The organism is Cupriavidus taiwanensis LMG 19424 (genome assembly GCF_000069785.1).
GTDB lineage: Bacteria > Pseudomonadota > Gammaproteobacteria > Burkholderiales > Burkholderiaceae > Cupriavidus > Cupriavidus taiwanensis.
The window spans coordinates 515,413-533,255 of record NC_010530.1 but is presented as its reverse complement, the minus strand read 5'-3'; the positions used below and the strand labels follow the sequence as shown (position 1 = coordinate 533,255).

The window sequence follows — 17,843 nt, the reverse complement described above, 5'->3', positions numbered from 1 at the left end:
TCAATCCGGGAACTTCAGGTGGATCTCGCCGCTGGCCGGACGCGCCTGGCAGGCCAGGGTCCAGCCGGCTTCCAGGTCGGCGCCGTCGAGCACGTGGTTGTCGCCGAGCGTCACGTCGCCCTGCGTTACCTGGCACATGCAGGCGCCGCACAGGCCGGCGCGGCATGAGCTGGGCGCGGCCACGCCGGCACGCTGCAGCGCGTCGAGCACGGTTTCGTCGGGCGCCACGCTGACCTGATGGGTGGCGCCGTCCAGCTGCACGGTGAGGGCCGCGCCGCGCATCGCGGGCGCGGCCCGGCCGGCGTCTGGCGCAGCCACGGTGGCCGGCGCCGCTGCCGCCGGGGCATCGGGCAGCGACACGAAGCGCTCCACGTGCAGCTGGCCGCGCGGCACGCCCAGCGCCTGCAGCGCGGCCTGGGCGCCGTCCATGAACGGCCCGGGCCCGCACACGAAGCACTGCGCCAGGCTCCACGGCCGCACCAGCTCTTCGATCTGGCGCTGCGTGGGCGGACCCTGCACGCTGTCGAGCCAGTGGATCACGCGCAGGCGGCCGGGATGGCTGCGCGCCAGTTCCGCCAGCGCCTCGCGAAAGATGATGGAACGCTCATCGCGGTTGGCATACACCAGCGTGACCGCGCCACGCCCGTGTCGCAACGCCGCCTTGGCGATCGACAGCACCGGCGTGATGCCGCTGCCGCCGGCCAGCAGCAGGAAATCGCCATGCAGCGCGGGCGGCGTGAACACGCCGGCGGGCGGCATCGCCTCGACCGTGTCGCCGGCACCGAGATGGTCGCAGATCCAGTTGGACACGCGCCCGCTCTGCACGCGCTTGACCGTCACGCGCAGCGCGCCGTCCACGCCCGGCGTGCTGGACAGCGAATAGCAGCGCTGCAGCGGCACGCCGTCGACGGGCACGCGCAAGGTCAGGAACTGCCCCGGGCGGTAGGCAAAGGTCTCGCGCAGCCCGTCCGGCAGCGCGAAGACCAGCGAATGCGCCTGGTCCGTCTCCGCGACCACTTCGGCAATCTGCAGCCGATGGAATTGCACTGGCGCCATGATGTCCTTTGTCCGCGGTGGGCGCGCTCAGGCCACGCCCATGATGGTCTGGGCGTTGTCGATGCGCAGTTCCGCGCCGTTGATAAAGCGCGATTCGTCCGACGCCAGAAACAGCACCAGGTTGGCCACGTCGCGCGGATGGCACATGCGCTGCATCGGCTCGGCGCCGCCGACTTCCTCCGGCAGGGCGGCCGCGCCGCCGGGCAGGAAGGCCGCGGTCATCGGCGTCAGGATGCCGTCGGGGTGGATCGAATTGCAGCGGATGCGGTAGCCGCTCTGCTTGCAATGGCCCGCCACGGCGCGCGTCAGCGCCGCCACCGCGCCCTTGCTGGCACTGTAGGCGCAGAACGCGCCCATGCCGCCGAGTGCCGCCACCGACGACATATTGACGATGCTGCCGCCACCCGCCTTCATCGCGGCCACGCCGTACTTGCAGCCCAGGAAGTAGCCGTCGGCGTTGATGCGCATCACGCGCTGCCATTGCTCCAGCGTGGTCTCCTCGACCGTGCCCAGCATCAGGATGGCGGCGTTGTTGACCAGCACGCTTGGCGCGCCGAAGCGCTGCTCGGTGCGCGCCATCACCTGCTGCCAGCCGGCTTCGCTGGCGATGTCGTGCGGCACGAACAGCGCGGTCTCGCCGATCTCGCGCGCCAGCGCGTGGCCCGCCTCCTCGTTGACGTCGGTCAGCACCACGCGCGCGCCCTCGCGCGCCAGCAGCAAGGCGTCTTCCTTGCCGACGCCGCTGGCGGCCCCGGTGACGATGGCGATCTTTCCTTCAGTACGTCGGCTCATGGGTAGTCTCCTGGTGGGTATGCGCCTGCCGTCCGTCGGCAGGCTGTTGTGCGAGATGGCGGCCCGCGTTGCGTCCCGACCAGATGCAGTCGGCAAGCGACAGGCCGCTTACGTAGTGGTTGGAGGCGATGCCGACGGCAGTGCGGCCCACGGCGTAGAGCCCGGGGATCGGCGCCCCGCCGGCGGCGGCCAGCACCCGGCCGCTGGATTCCTCCACGGCCAGGCCGCCCAGCGTGATCGCCGGACACGGGAATACCCGGCTGTCGGCCGAGATGTCGATGGCCAGCCACGGCCCGTGTTCGAGCGACGCACACATCGCCGGCGATTTGCCAGCCGGGTCGGGCGTCTCGCCGCGCGCCGCGGCGTTATAGGCATCGAGAGTCGCGCGCAGCGCGGCGCCGGGCATGCCCAGCTTGCCGGCGAGCGCCTCGATGCTGCCGGCGCGCCGCGCGCCGGCCAGCATCAGCAGTGCCGCGGGCAAGGCCTGGAACGCCCACAGCCGGCCGCCCAGGCATTCGCGCAGCGCCTCGGGCGCCAGCGCGCGGTTCAGCACCAGCCAGGCACGCCCGCCGTGCCGCTCGCAGATGGCGTGGCCGAGGGTGGCGCCATAGGTTTCCTCGTTGCCGATGCGTGCGCCCTGCGCGTCGACCACGCAGCCGCGCGCCCAGGCGAACGGCGGATTGATGAAGCGCCACGCCGACACACGCTCCAGATGCCGCGTGGCGCCGCCCGCCGATTCACCGAGGCGGATGCCGCTGCCGTCGCAGCCGGTCGCGCCCAGGCGCCAGGTCTGCTGGTACTTGCCGGCGTGACGCGCCATCATGGCGCGGTTGAAGATAAAGCCGCCGGTGGCCAGCACCACCGCACGGGTGCGCACCGCGACCGGCTGGGCGTGGCACAGCTCCCGCTGCAGCAGGTGCGCGCGCAGCCGGTCCGCCAGCGCCGGCATGGCGTTGTGCAGCCGCTCGGCCAGCCGCGCCAGGCGCGCATGCCGCTTCTGGTGACGGCCCGGCGGCAGCTGCCACAGTTCGACGCCGACGACCGCGCCGTCGCGGTCCAGGATCAGCCGCCGCGCCGCGCTATGGCGCATGACCGTGATCTGCCGGCTGTTTTCCACGGCGCTGCGCAGCACGCCATACAGCGTGCGGCCGGACATGCCCGGGCCCTTCACGCGGTGCCCGCGCGGCGCGGGCGCGGCATGCTGCGCGTAGGCAGGCACCGCTTCGTTGCCGGAGTAGTACAGGTAATAGGGCTGCGCCGGATACGAGGTCTTGCGCGGCGGCACGGTCGCGGCAAAGCGCACGCCCAGCGCCTCAAGCCATCCGAGCATCGCGCGGCTGTGCTCGCAGAAGTCCTGCAGCATGGCGTCGCTGACCACGCCTTCCGTTTCCTGGCGCAGGTAGCTCGCCATGGCCTGCGGCGTATCGTCATAGCCCGCGGCGCGCTGGTAAGGCGTGCCGCCGCCGGCATAGACCACGCCGCCGCTTTTGGCGCTGGCGCCGCCGCCTTCGAAGCGTTCCGCCACGATCACGCGCGCGCCGCCATGCGCGGCTTCGAGCGCGGCGCAGGCCCCGGCCGCGCCAAAGCCGACCACCACGGCATCGCAGGCGGCCTGCCAGGGATGCGCGTCGGGGTCATCGAGCCGCAACGGGGCGTGGACGGGCGTGACGGCGTCGTAAGCCATGCTGGCGCTCGCTCCGCGTCAGGCCGAACACAGCGCGCCCAGCGGCGCGGAGGTGGTATAGGCGCCGTCGACATAGACCAGCGGCGAAACCTCTCCGGCCAGCCTGACCTCGCGCAGCCGGCCGATAAAGACCGCATGGGTGCCGTAGTCGAAGCGGCCGTCCTGCTGGCAGAACAGGTTGGCCTGGGCATCGCGCAGCGACGGCACGCCGAGCAGGTCGTCCTCCCACTCGCCGCTGGTGAAGCGCGCTTCGCCCTTGAGCCGGCCGCTGCAATCCACGGCGATATCGCGATGGTCGGCGGCGAGCAGGTTGATGCAGAAGTCCGCGCCGGCATCGAGCGGCGGGTAGATCGATGCATTGCGGTTGATGCAGATCAGCAGCGAGGGCGGATCGGCCGACAGCGAATCGACCGCGGTCACCGACATCGAATAGCGGCGCTCGCCGTGGCGGCAGCTGATCACGGCGACGGAGCGGGCCATGCGGCGCATCGCCCTCAGCATGTCATCGCGCAGCGCGCCGCCGGCTTCGGCGCTGGCATCTGCGCTGGCATCCGCACTGGATTGGGGTCTGGCGCTCATATTGCCTCCTGTACGGGTTGAGCGGGGTGCGTGGCGGCGGGTTGCCGCGCATGCTGTGAAATCACGTCCGCGGCGATCATGCCGAAGGTCATCGCCGGGCCCAGCGTGGAGCCGGCGCCGGGATAGCTGGTGCCCATCATCGAGGCGCTGGTATTGCCGATCGCGAACAGGCCGGGGATGGCGCTGCCGTCGTCGCGCAACACGCGCGCGCTGGCGTCGGTCACCAGGCCGCCCTTGGTGCCAATGTCGCCGGCATCGAGCCGCACCGCATAGAACGGGGCCCTGCCGATCGGCGCAAGGCAGGGGTTGGGCCGCACCGCGGGGTCGCTGTAGTAGGTGTCGAACAGGTTGTCGCCCTTGCCGAACTCCGCGTCGACGCCGGTGGCGGCGTAGTCGTTCATGCGCGCGACGCTGGCGGCCAGGCCATCGGCATCGACGCCGATCTTCTGCGCCAGCTGGGCGAGCGTGTCAGCGCGCACCAGGATGCCGGACAGGCTGGCCGGGATGCTGCGGTCCGGCATCACCGAGCCGGGCAGGATCGGCCCGCACGGGTATTTGTGGCGGAAGGTGGCATCGAACACCATCCAGGCCGGCACGCTGCATCCGGTCTGTTCGTGGTCGCGGTACATCGCCGGAACGAACTCGGAATACGGCGCGGCCTCGTTGACGAAGCGCCGGCCCTGCCCGTTCACCACCAGGCAGCCCGGCATGGCGCGCTCGATAAACAGCGCGCGCTGTTTTTCCTCGCCCTGCACCTGCACCGTGGGCGCGCCCCAGACGTGCGACATCAGCGCCACGCCGGCGCCGGCCGTCTGCGCGGCGCGGATGGCGTCGCCGGTATTGTTGGGCGGCGTCGCGCTCCAGGTGGCCTGGGTCGGTTGCGGCAGGTATTGTTCGCGCATGGCCTGGTTGCGCTCGAAGCCGCCCGCGGCCAGGATCACGCCGCGCAGCGCGCGGATTTCCATCACGCGTCCGTCCTGCACGGCGCGCACGCCGCACACGGTGCCTTCCTCGACGATCAGGTCCTGCAGCGCGGTATCGAGCCACAGCGGGACCGCGCGGTCCATCAGCGCGCGCCGCAGGCCGCCGACCAGGCTGTTGCCCAGCGTGAGCCGGCGGTCGCGCCGCGTCTTGCGGCGCCAGCCCAGGTCGAGCCAGTAGCGCGCGAACTGGCGCAGCGCCAGCCCGAACCAGCCGGGGGAGCGGCACAGCAGCGCGTGCGCCTCGGCCGAGGTCACGGCCACGCGGCCGCCCACCAGCGTGCCCGGTGAGGGCGGACGCAGCCGGTCGAACTCTTCGCGCAGCTGCGCGCCGTCGAACGGCATGGGGTCGAGCGCGCGGTAGCCCGGCATCGCCCCCGGCAGTTTCTGGAAGTAGTCGGCGTAGCGCGGCAGCGTGTAGTAGTGCACCCCGGCCTGCTGCTCGAGGTATTGCAGCATGCGCGGCGCCTGCTCGAGATACGCGCGGATGCGCTGCGGGTCGCCGTGCTCGCCGGTGCAGGCCAGCACGTATTCCAGCGCGCTGGCGTAGTCGTCCTGCCCGCCCGCCGGCGCGATATGGTGGTTCAGCGGAATCCAGATGCCGCCGCCGGACACCGCCGAGGTGCCGCCATACTGGCTGCTCTTCTCCAGCACCACCACCGACAGGCCGCGATCCGCGGCGCGGCAGGCGGCGAGCATGCCGCCGGCGCCGGAGCCGACCACTACGACGTCAAACTCGCCGGGCTGCATGCGCGCTCTGCTCTGGCTCATGATGGGTCCTCGTGCCGGCGCGGCTCAGATAAAGAAGTCCGTATTGGCGCGGCCCATCATCACGCCTCCCAGGTTCTGGCCGAAGCGGTCCAGGTTGTTGGCGTAGTGGGCGCGCGCCGCGTGCAGGTCGAGGAAGCGGCGCACCATGGGGTTGCTGCGGTAGATGCCGTTGCCGCCGGCATAGCGCAGCAGGCCGTTGGCCAGCTGCGCGCAGCGCTCCGCCACCTGCGCGGACTGGAAGCGGAAATGCAGGCGCCGCGGGGTGTCGATCTGGCCGCCATCGCGCGCCACTGCCAGCAGTTCGTCGAAGTTGCGCTCCAGGATGGTCCGCATCTCGTCGATGGCGACCTGGGCGCTGGCGCACGCCATCTGCGCGCCGCCGTCTTCCGCGGTCTTGCCGCCGCCGTTGCTGCTGACGCGACCGTCGGCATAGGCGACGAAGTCGTCCAGCGTGCCTTCCAGCGCGCCGATGCAGGCGGTGCAGACCGCGCGCACGAAGATCTGCGCGAACGGCAGCCGGTACAGCGGCACGTCATTGACGGCCAGCCCCGGGCTGGTGCCCATGGCGCCGTCGACGGCGCGGTGGGTGCGGTAGTCCGGCACGAACACGTCGTCTACCACGATGTCGTGGCTGCCGGTGGCGCGCAGGCCCAGCACATCCCAGTTGCGCACGATCTTGTAGTCCGAGCGCGGCAGCAGGAAAGTGCGGTAGTCATAGGCGCCGCCCGGCTCGGCGGGGGGCACCAGCCCGCCCAGGAAGATCCAGTCGCACAGCTCGCTGCCGCTGGAGAACTTCCAGTGGCCCGAGAAGCGGTAGCCGCCCTCCACCGGCGTGACCTTGCCCACCGGCATGTAGGTGGAGGCGATCAGCGTGGCGGGATCGTTGCCCCACACTTCCTGCTGCGCGCGCTCGTCGAACAGCGCGAGCTGCCAGTTGTGCACGCCGACCACGCCGTAGACCCAGGCGGTGGACATGCAGCCGCGGGCCAGCGCCATCTGGATGCGGAAGAAGGTCTGCGGGTCCAGCTCATAGCCGCCGTGGCGGCGCGGCTGCAGCACCTTGAAGAAGCCCGCGGCCTGCATCTCGGCAATGGTCTCGGCGGGGATGCGCCCGTCGGCCTCGGCCTGCGCGGCACGCCCGGCCAGCGCCGGGATCATCTGCTCGGCACGCGCGATCAGGCGCGCGGCCAGTTCCTTGGGGTGGTTGTCGTGATGCACCGCGGTCTCCTTGTTGTGCCTGGTTTTGTGGCTGGCATCGATGTTTGCACCGGCGCGGCGGCGTGCCATCGTCTGTTGGGACTAGCTGTTATCGCGAATGCGAATGTGCGACTTCGTGGATGCGCCAGCCCTCTCCCCCGCCCCCCTCCCGCAAGCGGGAGAGGGGCGAAAACCGTCGGGGAGCAAGCAGCGCCTGTCAGGCCACGCGCAGCTTGTGGCCCTGCTTGCGGAAATGCGGAATCACGTGCTCGCCGATATTGCGGATGGTCTCCAGCTGCGCCCACTGCGGCACCGTGCCCATCTGGCAGATAAACAGGATTTCATCGGCGCCGGCATCGATCAGCCGCTGCACGTAGCCGATGCAGTCCTCCACCGTGCCGTAGGCATGGTTCGGGTTCAGCATCATCATCGACGGGTCGCTGAAATCCACCGACACCTTCTCGGAAGCGAACTTGGTGTTGATCACCGCCTTGCCCTGCGCATCGGTTGCCGTGACGTGCTCGTCGTCCCACGCCGAAGGATCGGGACGCTCGCCGCCGGCATACCAGTACGACAGCGACTCCATGAAATAGCGCTGCCCCTTGATGCCGATCTTGCGCGCGGCCAGGCCGTCTTCCAGCACGATGGTCGGGCACAGTGCCGCCAGGTGCTGGTGCGGGCGGAAGCCCACCTGGTCTTCCGGCTTGCGCGTTTCCCACGCGGCGCGGTAGATCTCGTTCTTCTTGGCGACATCCTCCGGTCCGCCGAAGCCGAGCACCAGCGCGCCCATGCCGCGCGCGCCGGCGCGCTGCAGCGTGTCGGCATTGGTGCAGGCCAGGTACATCAGCGGGTGCGGATCCTGGCGCGGCTTGGGATGGATCGGGCGGCGCGGGATCTTGATGAACTCGCCGTCGTGCTCGATCTCGTCCTGCGTCAGGATCTTCGGGATCAGGTACATCGACTCGTCGATCATCGGGTGCAGGGTATTGAGGTCGTAGCCGAAGGTGCCGGCCTCCTGCTGCGTGCCGCCCTTGCCGACGCCGAAGTGCACGCGGCCGCCGGACAGGATGTCGAGCGTGGCGATGCGCTCGGCCACCTTCACCGGATGGTTCATTGCCGGCGGCAGGCACACCACGCCGTGGCCAATGCCGATGCGCTGCGTGCGCCCGGCAACGAAGGCCAGGAAGGTTTCCGGCGCGCTCATGTGTGCGTAGTTGGTCAGCGCGGTGTGCTCGACCGCCCAGACCACGTCGAAACCCATGTCCTCCGCCAGCACCACCTGTTCCATGATGTCATCGAACACCTTGTGGTCGCCGGCGCGCGAGGCATCGACGGTCTGGGCTTCATAGATCAACGAAAAACGCATTGCAGTCCCCTCTCGCTTTGTCGGTACAAGACCGCATCCGGGGCACTGCGAGGCGCTGCGCCTTGGGCCGGAAGCGGCCTGCGTGATCGCAGTGTGGTCGGCGCAAGACGTCGCAACATCGTCTGATTGGATTATGAGCCGCGCCGGGCGCGTCCCTATCATGGGCACCGGGCATACCGCCCGCGCCCATCGAAAGGAACCGACACCATGCAAGCCAGGCTGCTGCTTTACCCCGTTGCGGACATCGACGCCGCGCTGCCGTTCTTCACCGAAGCACTGGGACTGCCAGTGAAGTTTCGCGATGGCGACCGCTATTGCGCGCTCGACGCGGGCGCGCTGACGCTGGCGCTGGTGGCCGGCGAGGAACGGCTGGTGGACCAGCCGGCGCTGGCCTTCAAGGTGAATGAGGGGGAAGATATTGCCGCGGCGATGGTGCGACTGGTGGCAGCTGGCGCCACCGTGGCGCAGCCTGCGGCACAGGGGCCGCACGAGACGCGCGCGGTACTGCGCACGCCGGAGGGCTTTGCGCTGGTGCTCAGCGCAAAGCCCTGAGGCCTGGCGCTAGCCCAGCGAAATCACGCTGCTCAGCAGCATGCGCACCAGCGTGGCCTGGCGGGTCACGCCGGTCTTGGAGAAGATCGCGCGCAGGTGCGCGCGCGCCGTGTTCTTGCTGATGCCGAGTTCGTCCGCGGCTTCATCCAGCGTCAGGCCATTGGCCAGCTGCAGCGCCAGCTGCGTTTCGGCCGGGGTGAAGTCGAACAACTGGCGCACCACGTCGTGCGAGGCCTGCGAGCGGCGCTCGGGATCGCGGATAAACACCACGCAGGCGGGGCGCTTGCGGTTGTCCTCGGACCACTCGCTCAGCGGGATGGTGCGGATCAGCACGCCCAGCCTGGCACTGCCCGACGGGCGCGTGATCGACATCGCTTCCATCAGCGCCGGCGCGGTGCCGAGGTGGCCCATCATGGCCTGGCGCAGCAGGCGCTGGAACTTGCGGTTTTCCTGGCCGTACTCGACATCGAGCCCGCCCTTGGTAACGCGGATGCCATCCTTGGCGCCGAGGATCTCGTCGGCGGCGGCATTGGTCTTGATGATGGTGCCCGACTCGTCCAGGATCACCATGCCGACCAGCATGCGGTCGATGGCGCTGGCGTAGACGGTGCGTTCGGACTCGACCACGTCCAGGCGCGAATGCAGGTCCACCGCGCGCTTCAGGTGCGGCAACAGCGAGGTGCACAGCGCCTTGTCCGCGGCGGAGAAATCGGGGCCGTCATGGTCGCGGCACACGCGGAAGCGGCATTCCACGCCGTCGTCGGTGCGCAGGTCGGCGCCCAGGATGTAGCGGATGCCGACGTCCTTGAGAAACTGCAGGTACAGCTCGCTCTTGCACCACACGCCGTGGCCGAGGTGTTCGTCGATCGTCACCACGCGGTCCGACGGCAGCCCGATGAAGGGATCCAGCGCGTAGTAGTAGTTGTTGTAGGAGGTCTCGCCCGGCAGCGTCGAGCCATGCTCGGAGGCGTTGATCATCAGCCCGGGACGATCGGTGGCCGGCGAGCGCAGGATCAGCGTGGCGTAATTGGCATTAAGCTGGCGGCGGATCTGCTCCAGCGCCTTGCCCCATGGCACCTGCTCCATCGGGCCCTGGTAGATATTGCCCAGCAATGCACTGAACTCCGACAGCGACACCGTCGCCTGCGCGAACAGGTGTGCGGCCGCCTGGCTCTGGCTAACCTCCATCAGCATTTCCTCTGTCTCCATTGTGGCGTGCGCAGCGCTCCGGACGAGCCGGGCCGCTGGCTTGTGCGGGCTCTGTGGCCCTTTTTTGTGCCCCGATTATAGGGACGGCGAAGGGGCCGCGGCTTGCCCCCCGCCTTCATGGTTTGCCCTAGGCAGCCCGGCCGCACATGCTGGCCGGCACATGGTGGCCGCACTTGCCGGCCGGACTAGTCTCGCGGGACAGGCCCATCGTCACGCGCCGGCGGCGCAAACACATACTCCAAACAGACTAAGGACAGACCCATGCCCGCCCGGCAAGGGCAAACCCCTATGCAACCGGTAGCGCGGGCGCGTCCTACCCAAACAGACGATGCCCGCGCGCCGCGCCGCCGCTACAAGGAGCCATGCGCGGCGATGGACGCCGCGGTTTTCAGGAGACTTCCACCATGGCGGCAAATCCGCGGCAGCAGGCCGCAGTCATCACCGGCGCGGCCGGCGGCATCGGGCTGGGGCTGGCAAAGGCGCTGGCCGCGCAAGGCTATGCGCTGGCGCTGGCCGATATCGATGCCGAAGCGCTCGAAGCCGCACGCGCGGCGCTGGCCCGCGACGGCGCCACCGTCGTCGCCGTGCCCACCGATGTCGCCGACGCGCGGCAGATCGCGCACCTTTGCGACGAGAGCTTCCGGCAGCTGGGCCGTGTCGACCTGCTGTTCAACAACGCCGGCATACTCGCCACCGGCCGCTGCTGGGAACTGCCGCCCGAAGTGTTCGACAAGGTCATGCGTGTGAACCTGTGGAGCGTGCTGCATGCGCTGCGCTGCTTCGTGCCGCGCATGGTGGCACAGGGCTCGGGGCATATCGTCAATGTCGCATCGATGGCGGGCCTGGCCGTGGGACCGTGGCTGGCCCCTTACACGCTGTCCAAGCAGGGCGTGGTGGCGTTGAGCGAAGGGCTCGCGCTGGAACTGCAGGCGGCGGGCCTGCCGATCAAGGTGTCGGTGGTCTGCCCCGGCCCGGTGGCCACGGGCATCGCGGCGGACCTGGACGGCGCCGCGCCGCAGGAGGTGCACCAGATGAACGGCGCACTGCGCACCGGCATCGCCGCCGGCCTGACGCCGGACCAGGCTGCGCGCGTGATCCTGGACGGAGTCGCTGCGGGCCGGTTCTGGATCCTGCCGCACGAACAGGCCGCGCACGCGGCGCTGGCGCGCGCGCAGGGCATTGCCGCGGGCAGCGCGCCGTCGTTTGCGTTCCAGGCCTGATTTTTTTCCCCTGATTTCCCCAGCCATTCCAGGAGACCCCATGCCGCTCGATCCCCAGGCCCGTGCCATGCTTGAAGCCATGGCCGCCATGCCCAGACCCGATTTTTCCACGCTGCGCGCCGCCGACTACCGCGCCGCGCTGGCCGCCATGCCTGCGTTCGCGCCCGGCGACGCCGTCGCCGCGCAGCAAGACCTCGACATCGACGGCGCCGCGGGCCCGCTCAAGGCCCGCCTGTATCGACCGGAACAGGCCTGCGGCGACGGCGCTGCGCCGCCGCTGCTGGTGTACTTCCACGGCGGCGGCTTTGTGCTGTGCGGCCTCGATTCGCACGACAACATCTGCCGCAGCCTGGCGTGCCGCAGCGGTGCGCTGGTGCTGTCGGTCGACTACCGCCTCGCCCCGGAGGCGCGCTTTCCGGCCGCCGCCGACGATGCCGTGGCCGCGGTGCGCTGGGCCGCCGCGCACGCGGCGCAACTGGGCGCAGACCCGTCGCGGCTGGCCGTCGCCGGCGACAGTGCCGGCGGCAACCTGGCCGCGGTGGCCTGCCAGCAGCTGCGCGGCAGCGGCATCGCGCTGCGGCACCAGCTGCTGCTCTATCCGTGGCTGGACTGCAGCGATGCCGCCGCGAGCAGCGCCAGCTATCGCGAATGCGCGCAGGGCTATTTCCTCAGCACCGCGGAGCTGGCGTGGTATCGCGCCCAGTACCTGGCCACGCCCGCCGACGCCGGCGATGTCCGAGCCAGCCCGCTGCAGCAGCGCGACCTGCACGGCCTGCCGCCGGCGACCATCATCACCGCCGAATTCGATCCGCTGCGCGACCAGGGCGAGGCCTACGGCGAGGCGCTGCAGCGCGCCGGCGGCAGCGCCGTCGTGCGCCGCTGGCCCGGCCAGTGCCATGGCTTCGCCAGCATGCAGGGCGTAATCGATGCCGCCAGCCACGCGCTGCATGCGGCCGCCGCGTCGCTGCGCCAGGCCTTTGGCGCCCCCCGCAGCCAGGAGGCCGCATGAGCCCCGCGACCGCCCTGCCGCCGATGGCCGAGGTGCTGGCAGCGCTGGCCGCCGGACAGCGCGTGGTGGTGCTCGAGGACGAGACCGCGGAAGCCACCGGCTGCGTGCTGGTCGCCGCCGAGCGCGCCACTGAGGCCGACATCAACTTCATGGCCGCCGAGGCGCGCGGCCTGGTGTGCATGGCCATTACCGAGGCGCGCCGCGCGCTGCTGCAGTTGCCGCCGATGGCCGCCAGCCAGCGCCAGCGCGAGCGCTACACCGTGTCGATCGAGGCAGCCAGCGGCGTCAGCACCGGCATCTCCGCCGCCGACCGCGCGCTGACGCTGCGCGTGGCGGCGGCGCCGCGCGCACAGCCGCATGACCTGGTCCAGCCGGGCCACATCTTCCCGGTGGTGGCGCAGCCGGACGGCGTGCTGCGCCGCGCGGGCTTTGCCGAAGCCTGCTCCGACCTGCCCCGGCTGGCCGGGCGCGTCGCGGCCGGGGCCTATGCGCTGGTGCTCGACGACGATGGCGAGCTGCTGCGCGGACCGGCTCTGCTGGACTTCGCCCAGCGCCACGGGTTGCCGGCCGTCTCCGTCAGCGCGCTGATCCACCACCGGCTGCTGACCGAGGGCGCGCTGCGCCGCACCCGCTCGAGCGAACTGGCCACGCCGTTCGGGCGCTTCACCGTGCATGCCTACCATGACGCGCCGGTGGACGCGCTGCACCTGGCGCTGGTGCTGGGCCGGCCCGACCCGCACACGCCCGTGCTGACGCGCGTGCAGGCGGTGGAAATGCAGCGCGACGTGCTGGCCTTCGGTACGCCCGCGCAACCGGCGTGGAACCTGGAGCGCTCGCTGGAGCGGATCGGCGCGGAGGGCTGCGGCGTGCTGGTGCTGCTGGACGAGCGCGAATCGCCGCAGCAACGGCTGGACCGGCTGGCCGCGCCGGCCGCCGCCGCGCCTGCGCCGGCTTTCGCGCAACGCGCGCTTGGCGTCGGGGCGCAGATCCTGCGCGATGTGGGCGCGCACAAGCTGCGCCTGCTGAGCCATCCGGTGCCATACCGTGCCGTCACCGGCTTCGACCTGGAGGTGACGGAGTTTGTCCCGCCGGGCTGAGCGGCGTAGCCCTGCCTGTCGTCCCCGCGCAGGCGGGCGCCCAGTGTCTGTTCGCAGGCCAGGGACAAAGACGCTGGATTCCCGCCTGCGCGGGAATGATTGTGGTTTATCGCAGCGCCTCGGCTTGCAGACGGCTCAGCATGACTGGCCGAAGCAGTCGGCAAAACTGCGCGTGAAGCGCTCCACGTCGGCGTCGGGCAGGTGGTTGATGCCGCCGGCCAGGCGCCGGCCACCGCCGGTGTCGAAGGCGCGGCAGAAGTCGGCCGCGCCGGTTGCGCTGTGCGCCGGCACCCGCACGCTGACCGCAAAGCCGCCGCCGGACCTGGGCGACAGCAGGCCGATGGCATCGCCGGGACGCCCGCGCACCAGCTCGTTGGCGAGCACGCCGATCGCGCGCCGTGCCCACGGTGCGTCGGGCAGCACCAGCAGCGCGGCGCCGGGCACTTCATGCACCGGGGACAGGCGGCGCGCCTGCGCCATGTCGTCCTCGTAGCCCTCGCACAGCAGCGCGTAGGTAGCGCACTGCGCGGCGAAGTCCAGCGGGTCGGCGAAGGGCAGCATGTGCTGCGCCAGTTCGGCGGGATTGCAATGCAGGTCGGCCACGCACTCGCCGTACGCGTTGTAGTTCAGGCAGGTGCCGAGCCGTTCCAGCACCGCCGTCTGGCATGGGTCCAGGCCGAGCTGCGCCGCCATCGCGCGCGCCACGTCGCCAAGGTTGTCGCCAAATGCAGCGGTGACGGCCCAGCGCCGGTGGCGGCCACCGAGATGGCGGTCGACCAGGATGCTGGTGCAGACCTGCGCCGCCTCGTCGATATGCGCGCGCAGGCCGGCATGCGAGGGCACATCGCCGGCGTGGTGGTGGTCGAAGTAGTCCACCCGCACGCCGGCGTGAAGCAGCCGCAGCAGGCCATCGCGGTTCTGCTCGAGCGAGATGTCCAGCGCCGTCACGGTATCGCCGGCACGGGCGTCGATGCGCTCCAGCAACCGGATATCGCGCTTGACGCCGGTAACCAGCGTGGCGTCGCCGGGCTGCACGCGATGGGCCAGGCGCAGCTGCTGCAGCGCGCACAGGCCGTCGGCGTCGCCGTTGAAGGCAAAGTAGCGTGTCATGGCATGCGGTGCTGTGGGTTCAGGGCATGAAATCGCCACCGTTGGCGTCCAGCGAGGCGCCGGTGATGGCCCTGGCGTAGTCTGACACGAGAAACAGCGCAGCGCGTGCGCAGTCGTCGTCGGTGGGCATGCGGCCCAGCGCGATCTGCGCGGTCACCGGCGCGATCACCGCGTCTTCGCTCACGCCCTGTCCGGCGGCGGCGTGGCGCACATAGCCCTGCACCGGCGCTCCCCACATCCAGCCCATGAAGATGCTGTTGGCGCGGATGCCGTGCGGCCCCAGCTCGCGCGCCAGGTACTTGACCGCCACCGCCAGCGCGCCCTTGGACGCGGCGTAGCCGGATTCGCCCGGCATCGGCTTGCGCGTGGCCTGGGTGTTGATCATCACGATGGCGCCGCCGCCCTGCGGCTTCATCAGCGCCGCCACCTCCTGCGTCAGCGTCATGGTGCCGAAGACATTGGTGTCGAACACCTGGCGCCACACGTCCAGGTCGGCGGCTTCCACCGGCTCGGGAAAATTGCCGTGCTGGAAGGCGCTGTTGACCAGTGCGTCGATGCGGCCGAAGCGGCGCAGAGTCTCGTGGGCAAGGTGGCGCGACTGGGCGCGGTCGGTGATGTCGGTCACTACCTTCAGCACTTCGCAGTCGGCACCCAGGGCATCGATGCGCGCCTGCGCCTCGTCCAGTTTCGCGGCGGTGCGGGCGGCGATGGCGACGGCGCGGGCGCCTTCGCGCGCGGCCTCCACGGCGAGCTTGATGCCCAGCCCGGGGCCGATGCCGGATACGATGACGATCTTGTCTTTCAGCAGCATGCGGGGGTCTCCTCGATGTCTTTCGGTATTAGTGGTTCAAGATGTGCCGCGCCCGATAGTCCGCGAAATCGCGCTCGAGCTGCGCCTGGCTGAGCCCGAACCGCTCGGGCGTATAGGCGTGCGCCGCGCGCTGGTTGCGCGGGTTGTTCTCCATCCAGGCCCACATGCCGGCGCGCGCGGCTTCGGTCAGCGGCATGCCGGCGAAGCGGTAGACCGCCTGCGCCACGCCGAAGGGATCGCGCACCGTGTCCTCGAAGCGCACGTCGAGGAAGCGCTCGGCGGGCATGGCGTCGCGCACGGCCATGGCGTGGTCGGTGCCGCGCCGCATCTGTTCGCTCCACTGGCGGCCGGCCGTGACGGGATCCGGATCGTCGGCATACAGCTTCCACAGCGTATGCGCCATGCTCGCCATCGACGGGATGGTCTGCAGCGGATCGCGATGGGTCAGCACCACCTGCGCGCCCGGGAACACCCGGAACAGCACCTCCAGCGTATGCAGGTGCTGCGGGGTCTTCAGCACCCAGCGCTGCGCCGGCACCGTCGCGTTCTCCCCTCGCTGGCGCTTCTGCCACTGCAGGAACTGCAGCATGGTCTTCAGGCAGGCATAGACCTCGGTGTGGTCCTGCCGCGCCAGCCAGCTGGTGTATGCCGGCACGTTGGCGTAGGAATCCATCGCGCACAGGAACGAATGCTCCATCAGCATGAACTCCTCGTCGGCGGCCATCGCGTCGAGCGGGTGGATGGCCAGGATGTCCGGAATAAAGCGGATCATCTGCGCGACTTCCTCGCGCGCCGCGGCGATGCGCCGGCTGGGATCGCGCACGTTCTCGCCGGGCAGCGGGGCCGGATAGCGGGTCTCCCACCACGCCGCCGAGCTGAAGCGCGCGTCGGTGGCCAGCATGCGCTGCAGCAGCGTGGTGCCGGTGCGCGGCAGGCCGACGATGACCAGCGGGTCCTCCACGCGCTCCTGCAGGATTTCCGGATGGCGGCGGCAGTAGTCCTGGATCACCAGCCGGTTCACCAGCTGGGCCTGCAGCTTGCCTTCCAGCATCAGCGCGCCTTGCGGCGACAGGTTGGCTTCGCGTGCCAGCGAATCCGACAGCACCCGCAGCGCCTCGCGATAGTTGCCCGGACCGAAGTCGTCCAGGCCGCCGGCCTGCTTGCTCGCCTGCGCCAGCAGGCGTTCCACATCGATGGCGTTCATGCCTTGTTCTCCCTGAGCGATGTCACCTTGACCACGCGCGTGCGCGGATGTACCGGCTGCGCCGCGCCGACCCAGCGCCAGCACATGGTGCCGTTGTGATGGCCGGCGGTTTCCAGCCAGTTGGGCAAGCCGGGATCGCGCGCGCTGAGAATCACCGTAACGCCGCCGTCGGCGTTCAGCCGGGCGCCGTGCTTGTTGAGGCAGATGTCGTGGTAGCGGTAGTCGAGCGATTCCATCCAGTAGTTGTTGATCTGGAAGTTCCAGAACTCGCAATCCGGCACCCGGTCGACCTCGACCACCAGCGCCTCGTCATCGGCCAGCTGCCAGCACGAGTGGTAATAGAAGATGTTGGGATCGCCGCCCGCCGCCTGGCACACCGCCTGGTCCGCGGGCGGCAGCGCGTTGACATGGCCGCCGTAGCCCTCGGCCCAGTCGGCAAAGATGCGCGCGGTGCCCTCGACAAAGCCCGCCGCGCGCTGCAGGCCGGCGTGCAGGCGCTCCGCGCTCAGCGCGGGCGGCTTGCCGTTGGCGTCGATGCGCTCGATCTGCAGTTCCGCCGGCGTCTCCGCCTTGCGGTCGAGGAAGGTCTGGCGCACCACCAGCGCATTGGTGGCCGGCTCCATGCGCACCCAGTTGCCCTGCTGCTGCGGCTCGGCGCTGAGCACGATCTCGAAACTGCCGTCCGCCGCCACCGCCAGATGGTTGCTGTCGATAAAGCCGGTCTGGACCATGCGTCCGTCGGTTTCATAGCCGCCCTTCTGCGTGCCGAAGCTAAGGTACGCCACCGTGCCGCGCCGGCCGCGGATGCGGTACGCCGCGTTGCCGTCCAGGCGCGCGTAGCGGTACAGGTTGTCCGGATTGTCCGCGCCGATCTTGGCGGTCTCGTGCGACGGCGAGAAGAAGCCGGGGAACGCCGGATCGGCGAATTCCACATGCATTTCCAGCGCAATGCGCAGCAGGCGGCTCAGGTAGCGGAAGCCCTCGGCGCGCGTGATCGCGTCCGCCGGCGCTTCCGGGCGCAGGATCTGCTGCCCGCTGCGCTTGAGCACCTCGCAAAACTCGGCCCAGGTCTGGCCGCTCAGCAATTGGTCTTCGGCGGAGGTCGCCATCTGCCTGCTCCCGTGGTTGGTCGGCGCAGCAACGATACCCAGCGCGGGGCGGCCCCTTCCTCGTCCGGGTGGACTAGGAAATGCGCGCCGCGGCCCG

General features: G+C 70.3%; 16 protein-coding genes. 4 read left to right on the top strand and 12 right to left on the bottom strand.

Going from position 1 to position 17,843, the window contains the following annotated elements; all coding sequences use genetic code 11:
• The 7 genes from RALTA_RS18115 to RALTA_RS18085 form a co-directional block, all read right to left on the bottom strand.
• Positions 1 to 1,056, bottom strand: a complete 1,056-nt coding sequence (locus tag RALTA_RS18115) for a ferredoxin--NADP reductase (protein ID WP_012355339.1) — start codon at positions 1,054 to 1,056, stop codon at positions 1 to 3.
• A 27-nt stretch (positions 1,057 to 1,083) separates the two neighbouring features.
• Positions 1,084 to 1,848 (bottom strand): SDR family oxidoreductase, encoded by a 765-nt coding sequence (locus tag RALTA_RS18110; RefSeq protein WP_012355338.1) that lies wholly within the window; start codon positions 1,846 to 1,848, stop codon positions 1,084 to 1,086.
• On the bottom strand, positions 1,832 to 3,532 hold the full coding sequence (locus RALTA_RS18105; protein ID WP_012355337.1) for an FAD-binding protein: 1,701 nt from the start codon (positions 3,530 to 3,532) through the stop codon (positions 1,832 to 1,834). Before RALTA_RS18105 ends, RALTA_RS18110 begins: the two co-directional genes overlap by 17 nt.
• Before the next feature lie 18 nt (positions 3,533 to 3,550).
• Positions 3,551 to 4,111, bottom strand: a complete 561-nt coding sequence (locus RALTA_RS18100; protein WP_012355336.1) for a flavin reductase family protein — start codon at positions 4,109 to 4,111, stop codon at positions 3,551 to 3,553.
• Positions 4,108 to 5,862 (bottom strand): FAD-dependent oxidoreductase, encoded by a 1,755-nt coding sequence (locus tag RALTA_RS18095; protein ID WP_012355335.1) that lies wholly within the window; start codon positions 5,860 to 5,862, stop codon positions 4,108 to 4,110. Before RALTA_RS18095 ends, RALTA_RS18100 begins: the two co-directional genes overlap by 4 nt.
• A 24-nt stretch (positions 5,863 to 5,886) precedes the next feature.
• Positions 5,887 to 7,080: a flavin-dependent monooxygenase gene (locus tag RALTA_RS18090; protein ID WP_041232699.1), complete on the bottom strand. Its 1,194-nt coding sequence runs from the start codon at positions 7,078 to 7,080 to the stop codon at positions 5,887 to 5,889.
• A gap of 196 nt (positions 7,081 to 7,276) precedes the next feature.
• Positions 7,277 to 8,425, bottom strand: coding sequence for an LLM class flavin-dependent oxidoreductase (locus RALTA_RS18085; RefSeq protein ID WP_012355333.1), 1,149 nt, complete (start codon positions 8,423 to 8,425; stop codon positions 7,277 to 7,279).
• Positions 8,426 to 8,632: 207 nt separating this feature from the next.
• Here RALTA_RS18085 and RALTA_RS18080 point away from each other — a divergent pair, with 207 nt between their 5' ends.
• On the top strand, positions 8,633 to 8,977 hold the full coding sequence (locus RALTA_RS18080) for a VOC family protein (RefSeq protein ID WP_012355332.1): 345 nt from the start codon (positions 8,633 to 8,635) through the stop codon (positions 8,975 to 8,977).
• A gap of 9 nt (positions 8,978 to 8,986) precedes the next feature.
• Here RALTA_RS18080 and RALTA_RS18075 read toward each other — a convergent pair whose 3' ends face one another.
• Positions 8,987 to 10,171, bottom strand: coding sequence for a helix-turn-helix transcriptional regulator (locus RALTA_RS18075; RefSeq protein WP_041232457.1), 1,185 nt, complete (start codon positions 10,169 to 10,171; stop codon positions 8,987 to 8,989).
• A gap of 419 nt (positions 10,172 to 10,590) precedes the next feature.
• Between RALTA_RS18075 and RALTA_RS18070 the strand changes: the two genes are divergently transcribed.
• The 3 genes from RALTA_RS18070 to RALTA_RS18060 are packed head-to-tail and all read left to right on the top strand — an operon-like array spanning position 10,591 to position 13,512.
• The gene (locus RALTA_RS18070) at positions 10,591 to 11,406 is read left to right on the top strand and encodes an SDR family NAD(P)-dependent oxidoreductase (protein ID WP_012355330.1); all 816 of its coding nucleotides are present in this window, start codon (positions 10,591 to 10,593) and stop codon (positions 11,404 to 11,406) included.
• 40 nt (positions 11,407 to 11,446) lie between these two features.
• The gene (locus RALTA_RS18065) at positions 11,447 to 12,415 is read left to right on the top strand and encodes an alpha/beta hydrolase (protein WP_012355329.1); all 969 of its coding nucleotides are present in this window, start codon (positions 11,447 to 11,449) and stop codon (positions 12,413 to 12,415) included.
• Complete coding sequence (locus RALTA_RS18060) at positions 12,412 to 13,512, top strand: 3,4-dihydroxy-2-butanone-4-phosphate synthase (protein WP_012355328.1); 1,101 nt, start codon at positions 12,412 to 12,414, stop codon at positions 13,510 to 13,512. Before RALTA_RS18065 ends, RALTA_RS18060 begins: the two co-directional genes overlap by 4 nt.
• 135 nt (positions 13,513 to 13,647) lie before the next feature.
• Here the strand turns inward: RALTA_RS18060 and RALTA_RS18055 are convergent, their stop codons facing one another.
• The 4 genes from RALTA_RS18055 to RALTA_RS18040 are packed head-to-tail and all read right to left on the bottom strand — an operon-like array spanning position 13,648 to position 17,746.
• On the bottom strand, positions 13,648 to 14,622 hold the full coding sequence (locus RALTA_RS18055; RefSeq protein ID WP_012355327.1) for a hypothetical protein: 975 nt from the start codon (positions 14,620 to 14,622) through the stop codon (positions 13,648 to 13,650).
• 19 nt (positions 14,623 to 14,641) lie between these two features.
• Entirely contained in the window at positions 14,642 to 15,433 is a 792-nt protein-coding gene (locus tag RALTA_RS18050; RefSeq protein WP_012355326.1) for an SDR family oxidoreductase, read from the bottom strand.
• 28 nt (positions 15,434 to 15,461) lie between these two features.
• Complete coding sequence (locus RALTA_RS18045; RefSeq protein ID WP_012355325.1) at positions 15,462 to 16,637, bottom strand: sulfotransferase family protein; 1,176 nt, start codon at positions 16,635 to 16,637, stop codon at positions 15,462 to 15,464.
• On the bottom strand, positions 16,634 to 17,746 hold the full coding sequence (locus tag RALTA_RS18040) for a DUF1214 domain-containing protein (protein WP_012355324.1): 1,113 nt from the start codon (positions 17,744 to 17,746) through the stop codon (positions 16,634 to 16,636). Before RALTA_RS18040 ends, RALTA_RS18045 begins: the two co-directional genes overlap by 4 nt.
• Between the last annotated feature and the right edge of the window lie 97 nt (positions 17,747 to 17,843).